The following is a 12,825-nucleotide window of genomic DNA, read 5'->3' as shown; positions in this document are numbered from 1 at the left end:
GGAGAGGGGAGATAAAGATTTCTTTTTGGCTCGGACTCCCGACTTTTTTAAGAAGTCGGAAATCTTGTTCTTTAATACTTGCTTGGGTTCAAAATACAGGCTGTTCAAACAGTAGTAGAGAGAGGAAAAAATCCATGATAAAAATTGACACCCAACTTGTAACAACTGCTTTTGTTGCTGATTCTCCGACTTCCTTTGCTCCCCCCTTAGTAGTTAACCCCCAACTACAGCCAATGACAGCAACTAGCACTCCAAAAATAAACCCTTTTAGTAAAATAATAAATAAATCTGACGGTTCTAAAAAATCTCTGACTGATTCTAAAAATGTTTCGGGAATAATTTGGTAAAACTGTGATGCGGCAAAAATTCCGCCGATGATGCCCGTAACTAAAGCCAAAATCGTCATCAAAGGCACCATCAAACAACAAGCAATTACTCTCGGAAGTACTAGATAATCAATTGGATCAGTTTTGAGCATATAAAGTGCATCAATTTGCTCTGTTACGCGCATTGCACCTATTTCTGCGGCAAAAGCAGAACCGACTTGTCCCGCCATAATACTAGCGGTCAAAATTGGAGCCAATTCTCTACAAAAAGCTAAGGCAAAAGCACCTCCCACAGCATTGACAGCCCCAAATCGGACTAATTCTCTCGCCGTCTGAATAGTAAAAATCATTCCTGCAAAACCACTAACAAGCAGAACTGGAGAGATAGAAACTGGCCCAGCAGTTACCAGATGTTGTAGAATCTTGCGGTAGTACGTTTTTCCTTGGAGAAAATGTAGCCACACTTGACCGAAAAGCAGTAGTGCTGCAAAACAGCGTACAATCTCAGATTGCTCAAAATTTGTTTTTAGTCGCAATTTTATCGTCCTTAAGACTGACTTTTTTTGCACATATGTGATATCAATTCTCCAAAATAAGACTACAGATACAAATGGTGGAAACCCAGCTAGGTGTGATCTGACTTTCTCAATTATATAGACGCACAAAGTGCGACTTCCCGCAGGATATTACGAATTGGTATTAGGGTATGGTACATGAACAGACGCACTAGATGTTTATCCTCAAGGTAGAGGAGGTGTTTGGGCATGCTTCAACTTAGCTTAGTAAATTTTTGTGAAAAATAGCACTTATGGGATTGTGAGCTTTTTGCTACTGATCTCACGCTTTATGTACTTAGGAGTGGCGATCGCAGGTTATCAAACTCGGAAAAGTAATTGACTCAACTCAAAGGGTTTAAAAATTTAATCATATTTCCAAATAATGTAATCTTAAATAATTTTTTATGAACAGGATTAAATACATCATATTTATGTTGCTATTGATACTATTATTCTCAGGGGTACATCCGGCTTTTGCATCTGTATGCCGCAATTACGATGTCTACGACGGGCTACGCCACCAGATTTGCATTCTCAGTATCAACCGAAGTGCTAAAAATTATTGGGAATACAGAGCAGCCGTTAGTGTGGATGGAGTAAAAAGACCCGTCCAGGTTTACAATTGTCGTGAACGAGTCAAAGTTCAACACGATGGAACTGTGTTGCCCTTTCAGCAAAAAAACCCTGGTGAGATGATATGCAGCTTTTTTAATTCTTCTGGGCGGTAAACACGCGCCAGATAATAAAGACCGTGAAACCTAGATAGGCGAATACTGTTAGCCATTCTTGCCAGCTACCAAATGCATTATTCATCAGCGAAAGCCAGAAAATCAATATTTGTAAATCTTACACGCTGATGCTGCTAGTCCCTTGGTGTATTTTGGGAGATAAAGGAAAGCTACTCAAAAATTCTTCGCTAATTTTCCGGAATCGATCACAACGGGGTGGTAGTACATATCAGAGCATCGATATTATACTGAACCTCTATAACTAAGCTTCGGGGAATATAGCCCCATTGTTTGTCCTCAAAAGCCCGGTCATCATGACCGGGCTTTTGATTTTACTTCTATTTTCCATTTCTTTAAATAGTGGTCTGTCCTATTAATTTTGCAAGGTTTGTAGTGAGTGATTTATCGGTCAATTTCAAGCACTGAAGTGCTTACTACGAACTTTGGTAGTCCTACACAAGTAATGATGCATTGTAGTAATGAATGAAATACCAAATGGCACCAATGTGATTCTGCAACGATTTGGAAAAGGACAAGGTTTTTCGGACTAGCCTAGACACCCGTTGCCTCAAGGTATTGTTACATTTCCTATTGCTTTATTTAAGAAGCCATTACTCCCTGCTCTTCAAGTATGAGTTTTCCCCCCTGATAAACTTGCAACCTGCCGTCTTCTGTCACTCGATAGAGATACTGTTGATTGCGAAACTCATAACCAAGGAATCGGCATGGTGTGACACCATCTGCACAGGTTCTGTGGATAGTTTTACCAGTAAGGCGAATAGAAGAACCTGTTTTCAGGTTTCTTCCATAATATGTAACATGGTCGCAAGTTACACTTCCTTCAGAGCAATTCCTTGTAATTTTAATGTTGAAACTCTTGGTCTTTAAAGTCTCAGCTAAAGTCACACCCGACCAAAGTGAAAGGATAACAATTGGCAAGGTAGCAAGCAAGCCGACAAATTTTTTGTAGTTCAGCATTCTATGTTTAGTGTTGAAATCACCCTTTTCTCTGTCGTGTTCTCTTTGCCCTGCTCTCAAGCTCCAAACTACATTCTCCCTCTCAGAATTGGTAAAAATAAATCAGCCAACAGTCGGTCAAATTTCCTCTTGGGATTCTACCAAGCTACTCCTTCGGCTTCCACCTCCTCTAAATGCCTATTGAACCTAGCATTAATCTATCCGAATAATTTTAATCTGACTTTTATGTATATAGCCACCACCACAGATTTTTACACGATACCATCCATTATTGAGAGTATCAATATCAATACCCATCTTTCTTTTTGACTTAATTGTACAAATAATTTTACTATGTGAATTTGGTTCATATCTAACATTGGATGGCGGGTCATATACAACAACTTCTGCCATAGTCGCACGAGCGTTATCGATAGGGATAATAGGTAAAACAACACTACTAACTAGAAGAGGAATTATTTTGTTAGCGAATATTTTGAAATTCATGAGAACCTTTTGATATTTGATATTTATTAACAATTACAGCAGATTTCAAGTTGGGTGTTGTACACAAGCTAAATCTTAAAGCCAAGTATAAAGCCTGTTTTGCTTCTGAATTCTGCTGTAATTGTCAACTTTTATGAGAATAACTAAATGTCGCCAATACAATCTATACCTTAAGAATGTTTTAGTAGAACCAATACAAATCAAACGCTTATTCAAACATCTGATTTTTCTCCAAATAAAATATTAGTGTGACTTAGACAAAAAACACCCTTGAAGAAGGCAGGAGGCAGAGGGCAGAAGGTTTCGTTCAGATGGGGATTCTAACCCCACCTGAACGAGAGCCAGCAAGTTGAAAATTTGGTGTGGGTTTTAAACCCTTTAGAACTAATGACACAGACCACTATTGGTCTGTGTCATTAGTTATGAGGGGTGAACAAGTTGGTAGTCAGAACTAAAGTCCTGGATTTTTAAGCACTGAAGTGCTTACTACGAACTCATGTGTCCAATAAAACTGTTTTCCAGAAACCTTTGAGAGATTTTATCGGTCTGGTTCTCCAGATTCTGCAAAAATCAGCCAATGTCATCTACTGCTCAAGGTATTCCCGGATTACCCGATTTGACGCATCCGATTGAGCTTGTCCAATTTGGAACCCAGGCGCTCAAAGCTTCACTATTATTAGTATTTTTGGTCGTAGCTTTGGGAGTTGCGATCGCTCTAGTAAGTTTTTCTCTACGTCGCAACCAGCCAGAACAAGTAATATTCATAGGCGAATGGGCTGTTCGTTATTCTCAACTGTTACGGGGATTACAGCATTTAACCCTAATATTAGTTCTGTTAGTACCTGGATTTTTTCTCTGTTCAACTTTGAGCAATCGCTATCACTATTGGGAACAAGCAAGGGTGGCTCAAGTGGCCGAAAGTGTCGCAGGTGAAAAGCTCGAACAATCTGCGCCGCAAGTGCGCTACTCTATTCAAGAACCATACACATATACCAGACAAGTCGATAGCAAGATTGTCAAGGTTAATGATACGCGAGAGATTAACCGCTTCTTAACGTTGGGTGGTTCGCAAATTCAGGTCAAGCTTGACCAAAGCGTAGATGTTCCAGGCCGCAGTTCAATTTATCGCGTGGAATACACTGCTGATTATAAAGTAGTTAACCAACTCAAGGATATTAATAATTTCTTTTTTGAAGCACCGCCGCCTAACGGCTACACGCTGCTTGCTAGCTACAAAGTAGAGCGTGACCGTACTAGGCTACAACAAACCAATCCAGGAGACTATGGTTTTCCCTTCCGGCTGCAACCAGGGGAAGAAACCACCTTTCGAGTCACCTATCAGGCTCAAGGAGGGCCACGCTGGGTTTATAGCGCCACAGGACAGTTGCTTTCTAATTTTCGCCTCACCGCAATTGCTAACTTTGCTCCAGCTGATTTTGCTAGTGGTGTTGTACCGAATGAGATTAAAGTTGACGGACGCACTACTCAATTTACTTGGAAGTTTGACGATAATGTTTCAGTCAAAAATCCATTTGGAGTGTTTACCAACACCGATCCCATTCGTCACACTGGCGTTATTCCCCGGCTTTTATTACTAGCACCAGCAATATTTTTGTGGTGGATATTGTTGTTATATTTGTCACTGCCAATGAGTTTCAGAAATATTGCGATCGCTGGTAGTATTTTCTTTGCTTGTGTATTGACTTTGACCTATCTAGCTCGCGTTATAAATGCTCAGTTGGCTTGGACTTTAATTTCCATCATCTTACTTATTTTAATATGGGGATTGGGAGCAAGCCGCAGTGCTTCCCTGGCTGCGATTATCGCCACTATTGCTGGAGCAGTGTTACCTATCTTTGGATTATTAGTACCGTTCAGCGGCCTCACCCTCAGCCTAGCAGGTTTTCTTTCAGCCGTCTGGCTAGCAGTTCGTCACTGGTATGGCTGGTACAGTTTGCACCCAGAAGACCATTAACAATTCAAAATTCACGCATTCAAACATTTTAGACAATTTCAGACAGGGATTTAAACCCCCGACTGAAATTGAGCGGAGTCTGAGACACCGAAACTCCGAGCTACGTGTAATGGTACAGGTCTTAAACCCTTCGATTTTTGATAATTCAAATTTTAGATATTGCGGATCGCATTGTTTAGATGAAGGATGAGCGATTGCAGGATTCATGAATTCAATCAAAGACTTTTGCTTACAAATACAAAGCCACGGCTTTTCTTTGATGAGGGATCATTTGTGAGCATTGCTTTCCATAAATCTGCTGTTTTTACCCAAACTGGTGGATACTTATAACGACTAACATCAAGAATTAAAAATCTATCTGTTTGCTCATTATATGCTGCCAAAGGGGAAATATGCCCACCTTTCTCTTCACCTATTTCTTTGCGTAGATAGTTTACTACAACGAAATTTTGCGGTTGTTTTAAATTTTCTGCCGCTTGTTTGCGGAACTCCTCTAAACTAGTGTCGGCAGCGTGGTAAACATTAACTTTCAGATCATAGCTAGCTAGTAATTTTCCTAACTGGTCTAGCGTCATACCTTCGTGAGACACAGCTTCAGGAGTTAGCACTTTTTTTGCATTATTATTACTAAAAAAGTTTTCTTGAGTAAATACTCGATATGGCTTGTATTGGGGTGCTTCTGGTGCTGGAATTTTTAGACTATTCAGTACCATAACCATACTAGCAACACCACAATATGCCTGATTATTTTGAGTGGTGAATTGCATAATCAGTGGAAAAAAGTCTTCTTTTGATTTACTCTCAAATAATAACTTTTCACCTTCAGGCGTATTAAAACCTATTAAGTTAGAGGAAAGCGGTAATGTCTGAGATAGAACGCTTCCGCTAGAGAGACATAATCCAATAGTTAAAGCTTTAAAAAATCTCTTGCTTGTTTTTAGTAAAATAGCATTCATGAGTACTGTAAGATTATTAAATCATATTAATGATATCACCCGAAAATGCTAAACAAATATAAGATTTTTGCGAGCGCAATTTTTTCTTTTACCGTCTTACTTTACAGCCAAGTTGCATCAGCCGCCTTAACTTTACCCCTACGCAGCAAAAAGGGAATGGTGGTTTCAGCCCATCCCCTAGCAAGTGAAGCGGGAATTGCAATGTTACGCAAAGGTGGTAATGCAGTGGATGCAGCTGTAGCCACAACTTTTGCAATCTCCGTAGTTGAGCCTTTTTCGGCGGGAATCGGTGGCGGCGGATTTTTGCTGATGCACTCTGAGAAAACTGGCGAGATGAAAGCGTTAGATTTCCGCGAACGCGCACCCCTGAAAGCTACAAGAAAGATGTATCTTGACGCTCAAGGAAAGGTGCGTCCGAATGCAAGTATTAATGGTTATTTGGCAGTAGGGACACCAGGAACAGTGGCGGGACTTTATGAAGTGCATCGTCGCTATGGTAAACTTTCTTGGCAAGAGGTGATGAAACCTGCGATCGCACTCGCTAAAGATGGTTTTGTCCTCAGTCCTCAAGTTACTTGGCGTTCGCTCCCAGAGTATAAAAACCGCAAGCAAGCAATTCTTAACAATCCAGCAGCGCGAGAAATTTTCACTCGCAACGGCGAATTTTATCAACCAGGGGACAAGCTAGTGCAGCGTGATTTGGCACACACTTTAACGGCAATTGCCGAAAATCCCCAAAGTTTTTACACCGGAAGTATTGCTCAGGCGATCGCTTCTGATATGGTAAAAAATGGTGGTTTAATTACTCTAGAAGACCTGAAAACTTACAAACCAATCTGGCGCACTCCCGTTTGTGGCAACTTTCGCAAAGCTAAAATTTGCTCAATGCCACCACCATCATCGGGAGGCGTTCACCTATTGCAGATTTTAAATATTATCGGTGACACTGATTTAAAATCTTTAGGATGGCATCATCCTGACGCGATACATTTAATGGTAGAAGCAATGAAGATTGCTTACGCCGATCGCTCCCAATATTTAGGCGATCCTGATTTTGTCAAAGTCCCTGTACAAGAACTGCTAAGTCCAGCTTACGCCAAAAAACGCCGTCAAGAAATTAATATGCAAGTGGCTAGACCCTCGACCGAAGTCAAGCCAGTAGATAAAGAGATACTACAACGTTTTAGTCAAGCTAATAATCAGAGTTTAGGAAAAAATATCATTCCGTTATCTCATCAGTCTCGAAAACTGCACGCGACTCGGTATGAATCTCCCCAAACCAGTCATCTTACTGTTGTGGATGAACAACACAACGCCGTGAGTCTGACTTTCACGATTAACCTTGGTTTTGGTGCTGGTGTGGTGACACCGGGAACTGGAATTGTCCTCAACAATGAGATGGATGATTTTGCTGCTGCGCCAGGAGTACCTAATGCTTTTGGTTTGGTTGGTAATGATGCCAACAGCATTGCACCCCGTAAAACTCCTCTATCCAGCATGACTCCCACAATTGTCACAGAAAATGGTCATTTCCGCATGGCAGCAGGTGCGCCCGGTGGTAGCAAGATCATCACCCAAGTTTTGCAAGTGATCCTGAATGTGCTGGAATACAACATGGATGTTGGTGCGGCTGTTTCTGTTCCACGCATACATCATCAGTGGCTTCCCGATGAGTTAGATGTCGAATCTTGGGGTTTGGATGCTCTGACTATGCAAGAATTACGCCGTCGGGGGCATAAAATTAAGGAAACTCCTCCTTGGGGTAATGGTAATGCGATCGCACTCACACCCGATGGAACTCTAGAAGGGGCGGCTGATCCTCGCGGTGAAGGTTCCCCCAAAGGATGGTGAGGGAAGTTCTATCTACTACGGGATAATTACTCGTTCTCTGCAAGCAAAAGAGTCGCGGAAGGAAGTAATTCTCAACAATCCAGCAGCGCCGGATATTTTCACTCGCAACGGCGAATTTTATAAACCAGGGGAGAAGCTAGTGCGGCGTGATTTAGTCTGCACTTTCGCAGCAATTGTCCAAAATCTTCAAAGTTTTTATACCGGAAGTATTGCTCGGGCGATCGCTTGTGAATATGGTAAAAAATGGTGGTTTAATTACTCTAGAAGACCTGAAAACTTACAAACCAATCTGGCGCACTCCCCTTTGTGGAAACTTTTGCAAAGCTAAAATTTCCACAAACTGGAGGCGTTCTCCTATTGCAGATTTTAATGATCAATGACACTGATTTAAAATCTTTAGGATGGCATCATCCCGATGCTATACATTTAATTTTCTTGTGAGGAGTAGCTATGAATAGAAGAGATTTCATCACAACTGTTGCGGTGTCGGGAGGTTCAGCCTACGCGGCGATGAAGGCTTTGGGCTTGCTAGAAAAACCAGCAACTGCACAGAGTCCATCACAAGGAGGTTCATTTCAGTTACAGCCTAACGGGAGAGGCAAACGCGTTATTATCCTTGGTGCAGGTTTGGCGGGAATGGCTTCTGCCTATGAGTTGGGCAAAGTTGGTTATGACTGCATTATTCTTGAGGCACGCTCACGTGCTGGTGGTCGGTGCTGGACGCTTCGAGGTGGAGATCAATTTACTGATACTTTAGGTCAAACACAGAAAGTTCAATTCGCTCCGGGCTTGTATCTTAATCCGGGTCCGGCTCGCATTCCCCAAGAACATGTCACATTAGACTACTGTAGGGAATTTGGCGTTGCTGTTGAGGTGAAAGAAAACCTTAACCGACGAGAATATTACTACAAAACTAAGAATGCAGGTCCCTTGTCAGGTCAAAAAGTCCGTGCACGCGAAGCCATAACTGATATGCGTGGCTACATATCAGAACTGCTGGCTAAAGCCATTAACCAGAATGCAATTAATGCACCCTTAACAACCGATGACAAAGAAAGACTCGTTGAGTTTCTCAAGACCTATGGAGGTTTATCTCCAGACTTATTTTACAAAGGTTCAAGCCGACGTGGCTTCATTAATTATCCGAGTGCTGGCTTGCACCCAGGCTCACGATCAGATCCCTACGATCTGAGTGCGTTAATTCAGTTAGGATTCGCCAACTACGAAGCTTCTGAATGGGATTGGCAGCAACAGATGACAATGCTGCAACCGGTTGGTGGGATCGATCAGATAGCCAAAGCCTTTGAACGTAAAGTGAGTCAGAAGATTACTTTCCAATCAGAGGTCAAGGAGATTCGCAAGACACCCAACGGTGTTAGTATCCTGTACATCAATGGCTCAGGCACAAGCCAACAAATCAAAGGCGACTACTGCATCTGCACCATTCCCCTGCCAGTACTCACGAGTATCCCGTCAGACTTTTCTCCCGATATGAAGCAGGCAATTGACAACGTTGCTGTTCTCTACGCGCGACCAGGTAAAGGTGGCTTGCAGTTCCGACGCCGTTTTTGGGAAGAAGACGAGAAAATCTTCGGTGGCATTACTTTGACTGACCAGGATATTAGTCAGATTTGGTATCCGTCGGACGGTTATCTGTCCAACAAAGGAATTCTCGTCGGCTACTACCAAGTTGATGACACCAAGGTAGGACCTCTGTCTCCAAGGCAGCGCATCGCTCTAGCGGTGGAACAAGGTAGCAATATTCACCCCCAGTACAGAAACGAATTTGAGAACGGTGTCACAGTTTATTGGCCAACAATCCCACACAACTTAGGTGGCTGGGCATTTTACATAAACGACGCACGAAAGAAATACTATGCCAGACTCAACAAACCCGATGGCAATATTTATTTGTGTGGAGAGCATGTAAGCTACTTGACAGGATGGATGGCTGGTGCTTTAGAATCGGCACGTTTAGTAAGTTCAAAAATTAATACTTTGGCTTAGTTGTCACAGAAAATGGTCACTTCCGCATGGCAGTAGGTGCGCCTGCTGGTAGCAAGATCATCACCCAGGTTTTGCAAGTGATCCTGAATGTGCTGGAATACAACATGGATGTTGGTGCGGCTGTTTCGGTTCCACGCATACATCATCAGGGACTTCCCGATGAGTTGGATGTCGAATCTTGGGGCTTGGATGCTCTGACTATGCAAGAATTACGCCGTCGGGGGCATAAAATTAAGGAAACTACTCCTTGGGGTAATGGTAATGCGATCGCACTTACACCCGATGGAACTCTAGAAGGGGCGGCTGATCCTCGCGGTGAAGGTTCCCCCAAAGGTTTGTGAACACTGGGCTATTGATTTTGGACTGTTGACTCTGCGTAGCTGCTGCTGCCAAACTCGTTTGCCCGTGTGCTAGGTACTAGTGTCCAACCTGCTTTGAGAAGTTTTTGATAAGTTGCCCAACCTTTAGAACCACCTTGTATTTTATAATCTGGGACTGCAAAATGTCCAAAAGCTGTGTAGGGACGCCAAGGTTGATTGGGTTCTGTCTGTAAATACAAAATTTTCTCTCCGTCGCCACCAGACTTAGATAACCAGCACATTTGTCGATGCATTGCAAACTCCTTTGCTTTTAGTTAATCATGCACAATATCAGACTTTTGTCAACTGACTTCTCACCCTTCTGAGGTACTTTTTTGCCTAATACTGCCTAATACTTTAGACAAAGTGTAATTAAGTTTTATCCACTACAGGATAATTACTTCACAACTCATACCGTGAGAAAGCTGCTAGTAGGATACAAAGATCAACAGCTTTCCCTCACTTCTTTGCTAAGGAAGATTTTTCTCATGTTATCCGCGCTTTTTATGTTTGTGTGTAACAATAACTACTATTTTGACTGAAGTTTGCAATCAAACTATTTGTTTTTCTGCTGACATATATAAGCGTAGATTTTGTAAATTACTTGTAAAGTTCCGTTGATTAAATCGTAGGTTGGGTTGAGGAACGAAACCCAACATTTTACAGGGTTTGTTGGGTAACACGAATGTTCAACCCAACCTACAATTATCCTTAACTGAACTGTATTGGTTTATAAAGTAAAAATAAAATTAACTGTAGGGTGGAATGGCACTTACTTAAGCTAAATTTAGAACCCCGACTTCTTGAATAAGCCGGGGATATGGGCAGAAAATTGAGTTATTAGAAGGATGGAGCGTACAATTTATCACCGACAATGCCGCGAATTGTCTCTACTAGTTCGGTGTATACAAAGTTAGATAAAACTGGTTTAGCTGCTTGCAACTGAATTGCTCGATCTAAATCAATCCATGACTTACACCCAGCGTATTTGGCGTAATAGGGAATTTCTTGCTCTTGGGGTAGTTGATATGTCCGCAGGAGAAGAATATAAAGGGGTTGGCGTGGTTTCCATTTGAGGCGATCGCTAATAAAATGCTCGTTCCAAATATGGAAAGGAAGCAAGGTGTTGACAATAGACTCGTCACTCACTGGCAAAATATCAGTAATTTCAGCCCAACTACCGATGCGAACTGTCTCTGGATGCCAACCTGATGTTACTGGATAAACACGATTGGCATACTCAGCTTTCAGCATGAAAGCTTGTTGATGTTCGTAAGTAGGGTAAAGCAAAATTTGCTTGTGGGCAACTTGGAAATGTCCATTTCGTTCATGGATACCACCTTTGCGGAGCAACATAATTGTTTTGCCGTCTTCTAAAGCATTTACGGCGACTGCCCATTCTTTGAGAGCATGAAAAGTTGTAGTCAATTCCATCAGCATCTACTGTAACTCTGATTTAATTTCAAGCTAAAACCGATAAAGTATGCACCTGTCTAAGGGAATGAATTAGGAAGCAGTTATAGAAAAGCGATGTCTACGACGGGCTACGCCTACGCTAGATACTTCTGATGTCAAAATCACACCTATTTTTATGAGAACTTGGTAAGAGCGTAGCGGCTTGTCGTCAGACATTGCCGGAGCGCGTTATCCCGAACAAGCACTAGACAACGCATTAGCCGCCCAAATCCAATTTTCTGCCGTCCAATTGGCAGAAATTGATGCCATTGGACGTATTATCACTGACAATCTTGATAACAGTCAAATTATGTGGAATTGGTGACAATGCTATTTAGTTAGCCATGTTTATCCCTAGAAGATCCGTTCAACTCTCTTAAAAAGAGTCTTGGGGATCAAATCTCTAGAGCTAGATTGCAAAATCTAACAAAACGTCAACTTTAGTAAACCAAGGGTTACAACTCATAAACTAAGTGATAACTTAAATAGTAGGACACCTAAAGAAAAGAAAATCAAACTAAAAGGGAAAATGACTGAGTGTCCCCTGTCATCAGCCCAAGTAAATTTCAGCATATTAAATATAGAAGTGGTAAAAAGCCTAATGTAGAAGGCAAAGCCAAATCCCAAAGTGGAAAAACGCAATAATGCTGAGTTTATTAGTTGTTTAGTCCACCCTAGTTATTAACTTTCAATTACTTAATTAGTTTAACAATTTGAAACCTGTGAACTCGATAAAACCTGGTCAACCTCGACCAGGTTTTTGGTATTTTATAGAGATATAAGTTTTGGCTGTACTTGGTTTTCTATGTCGATATCGGAATTCGATTTGATTCTTGAATGACTCGTAGAGAGAGGGAACTCTTAACAGGGAAGAAGGAATAAAGGTGTACTGAGTTTTGTTCAAAAATCAACTAGGAATCCTATACATCGGTTCCCATTCAGATGCGGTACAAGATTATATCGCTAGGTGTAGGGGCTTTAGCATTGCCCATTGGTGTCAACTTCAGCGCAAACCGTTTTAAAACCTCGTTTCCAGCCTTCTTGCTGGAAATGCTTTTTCATTGCGGCTCTGCCGCCAGTCTTGAGGCGGCAGCCCCCACATTAGGCATTCCCAGTCGGAGACTGGGAACGAGATAATAGCTAAAGT

At 41.8% G+C, this 12,825-nt stretch carries 12 protein-coding genes and 3 pseudogenes; 8 read left to right on the top strand and 7 right to left on the bottom strand.

All coding sequences use genetic code 11. The annotated features are described in order from the left end of the window. Positions 1-88: 88 nt before the first annotated feature. Entirely contained in the window at positions 89-862 is a 774-nt protein-coding gene (locus tag V7K31_RS23705) for an MlaE family lipid ABC transporter permease subunit (RefSeq protein ID WP_334946842.1), read from the bottom strand. A 452-nt stretch (positions 863-1,314) separates the two neighbouring features. Here V7K31_RS23705 and V7K31_RS23700 point away from each other — a divergent pair, with 452 nt between their 5' ends. After that, positions 1,315-1,611: a hypothetical protein gene (locus V7K31_RS23700; RefSeq protein ID WP_335097265.1), complete on the top strand. Its 297-nt coding sequence runs from the start codon at positions 1,315-1,317 to the stop codon at positions 1,609-1,611. 452 nt (positions 1,612-2,063) lie between these two features. Here V7K31_RS23700 and V7K31_RS23695 read toward each other — a convergent pair. From V7K31_RS23695 to V7K31_RS23685, 3 genes and pseudogenes are all read right to left on the bottom strand, one after another. Beyond that, a pseudogene (locus tag V7K31_RS23695) lies at positions 2,064-2,198 on the bottom strand (IS1 family transposase); the annotation flags it as partial. Between the two features lie 13 nt (positions 2,199-2,211). After that, positions 2,212-2,589, bottom strand: coding sequence for a hypothetical protein (locus tag V7K31_RS23690; protein WP_335097263.1), 378 nt, complete (start codon positions 2,587-2,589; stop codon positions 2,212-2,214). A gap of 192 nt (positions 2,590-2,781) precedes the next feature. Beyond that, positions 2,782-3,075 (bottom strand): SH3 domain-containing protein, encoded by a 294-nt coding sequence (locus V7K31_RS23685; RefSeq protein ID WP_335097262.1) that lies wholly within the window; start codon positions 3,073-3,075, stop codon positions 2,782-2,784. 577 nt (positions 3,076-3,652) lie between these two features. Between V7K31_RS23685 and V7K31_RS23680 the strand changes: the two genes are divergently transcribed. After that, the gene (locus V7K31_RS23680) at positions 3,653-5,050 is read left to right on the top strand and encodes a hypothetical protein (protein WP_335097260.1); all 1,398 of its coding nucleotides are present in this window, start codon (positions 3,653-3,655) and stop codon (positions 5,048-5,050) included. A gap of 215 nt (positions 5,051-5,265) precedes the next feature. Here V7K31_RS23680 and V7K31_RS23675 read toward each other — a convergent pair whose 3' ends face one another. After that, positions 5,266-6,006, bottom strand: a complete 741-nt coding sequence (locus V7K31_RS23675) for a phytochelatin synthase family protein (protein ID WP_335097258.1) — start codon at positions 6,004-6,006, stop codon at positions 5,266-5,268. Positions 6,007-6,051: 45 nt separating this feature from the next. Between V7K31_RS23675 and ggt the strand changes: the two genes are divergently transcribed. The 4 genes and pseudogenes from ggt to V7K31_RS31940 form a co-directional block, all read left to right on the top strand. Further along, on the top strand, positions 6,052-7,857 hold the full coding sequence (gene ggt / locus V7K31_RS23670) for a gamma-glutamyltransferase (protein WP_335097256.1): 1,806 nt from the start codon (positions 6,052-6,054) through the stop codon (positions 7,855-7,857). 31 nt (positions 7,858-7,888) lie between these two features. Then, a pseudogene (locus V7K31_RS23665) lies at positions 7,889-8,289 on the top strand (gamma-glutamyltransferase); the annotation flags it as partial. Positions 8,290-8,307: 18 nt separating this feature from the next. Next, a complete protein-coding gene (locus V7K31_RS23660) occupies positions 8,308-9,864 on the top strand; it encodes a flavin monoamine oxidase family protein (RefSeq protein ID WP_442941360.1) in 1,557 nt (518 codons plus the stop codon). Beyond that, positions 9,864-10,205, top strand: a pseudogene (locus V7K31_RS31940) (gamma-glutamyltransferase); the annotation flags it as partial. The gene V7K31_RS23660 and the pseudogene V7K31_RS31940, both read left to right, overlap by 1 nt. Positions 10,206-10,213: 8 nt before the next feature. Here V7K31_RS31940 and V7K31_RS23655 read toward each other — a convergent pair. Beyond that, positions 10,214-10,477 carry a hypothetical protein gene (locus V7K31_RS23655; RefSeq protein WP_300414465.1) on the bottom strand — a complete coding sequence of 88 codons (264 nt, stop codon included), beginning with the start codon at positions 10,475-10,477 and terminating at the stop codon, positions 10,214-10,216. Between the two features lie 586 nt (positions 10,478-11,063). Then, complete coding sequence (locus V7K31_RS23650) at positions 11,064-11,663, bottom strand: DUF1802 family protein (protein ID WP_335097254.1); 600 nt, start codon at positions 11,661-11,663, stop codon at positions 11,064-11,066. 178 nt (positions 11,664-11,841) lie between these two features. On the opposite strand from V7K31_RS23650, the gene V7K31_RS23645 reads away from it, so the two are divergent. Beyond that, positions 11,842-12,003, top strand: a complete 162-nt coding sequence (locus tag V7K31_RS23645) for a hypothetical protein (protein ID WP_335097252.1) — start codon at positions 11,842-11,844, stop codon at positions 12,001-12,003. Between the two features lie 617 nt (positions 12,004-12,620). After that, the gene (locus V7K31_RS23640; protein WP_335097251.1) at positions 12,621-12,815 is read left to right on the top strand and encodes a hypothetical protein; all 195 of its coding nucleotides are present in this window, start codon (positions 12,621-12,623) and stop codon (positions 12,813-12,815) included. Positions 12,816-12,825: the final 10 nt, after the last annotated feature.

This window comes from Nostoc sp. (genome assembly GCF_036917675.1).
Taxonomy (GTDB): domain Bacteria; phylum Cyanobacteriota; class Cyanobacteriia; order Cyanobacteriales; family Nostocaceae; genus Nostoc.
The sequence above is the reverse complement of the archived record's forward strand: the minus strand, read 5'-3'. Positions and strand labels throughout refer to the sequence as shown.

What these genes read in the sequence shown, in the direction of transcription:
- V7K31_RS23640 (WP_335097251.1), top strand. Translation starts at nt 12,621, where the DNA reads ATGCGGTACAAGATTATATCGCTAGGTGTAGGGGCTTTAGCATTGCCC.
- V7K31_RS23700 (WP_335097265.1), top strand. Translation starts at nt 1,315, where the DNA reads ATGTTGCTATTGATACTATTATTCTCAGGGGTACATCCGGCTTTTGCA.
- V7K31_RS23650 (WP_335097254.1), bottom strand. Translation starts at nt 11,663, where the DNA reads ATGCTGATGGAATTGACTACAACTTTTCATGCTCTCAAAGAATGGGCA.
- V7K31_RS23655 (WP_300414465.1), bottom strand. Translation starts at nt 10,477, where the DNA reads ATGCATCGACAAATGTGCTGGTTATCTAAGTCTGGTGGCGACGGAGAG.
- V7K31_RS23690 (WP_335097263.1), bottom strand. Translation starts at nt 2,589, where the DNA reads ATGCTGAACTACAAAAAATTTGTCGGCTTGCTTGCTACCTTGCCAATT.
- V7K31_RS23675 (WP_335097258.1), bottom strand. Translation starts at nt 6,006, where the DNA reads ATGAATGCTATTTTACTAAAAACAAGCAAGAGATTTTTTAAAGCTTTA.
- ggt (WP_335097256.1), top strand. Translation starts at nt 6,052, where the DNA reads ATGCTAAACAAATATAAGATTTTTGCGAGCGCAATTTTTTCTTTTACC.
- V7K31_RS23660 (WP_442941360.1), top strand. Translation starts at nt 8,308, where the DNA reads ATGAATAGAAGAGATTTCATCACAACTGTTGCGGTGTCGGGAGGTTCA.
- V7K31_RS23685 (WP_335097262.1), bottom strand. Translation starts at nt 3,075, where the DNA reads ATGAATTTCAAAATATTCGCTAACAAAATAATTCCTCTTCTAGTTAGT.
- V7K31_RS23680 (WP_335097260.1), top strand. Translation starts at nt 3,653, where the DNA reads ATGTCATCTACTGCTCAAGGTATTCCCGGATTACCCGATTTGACGCAT.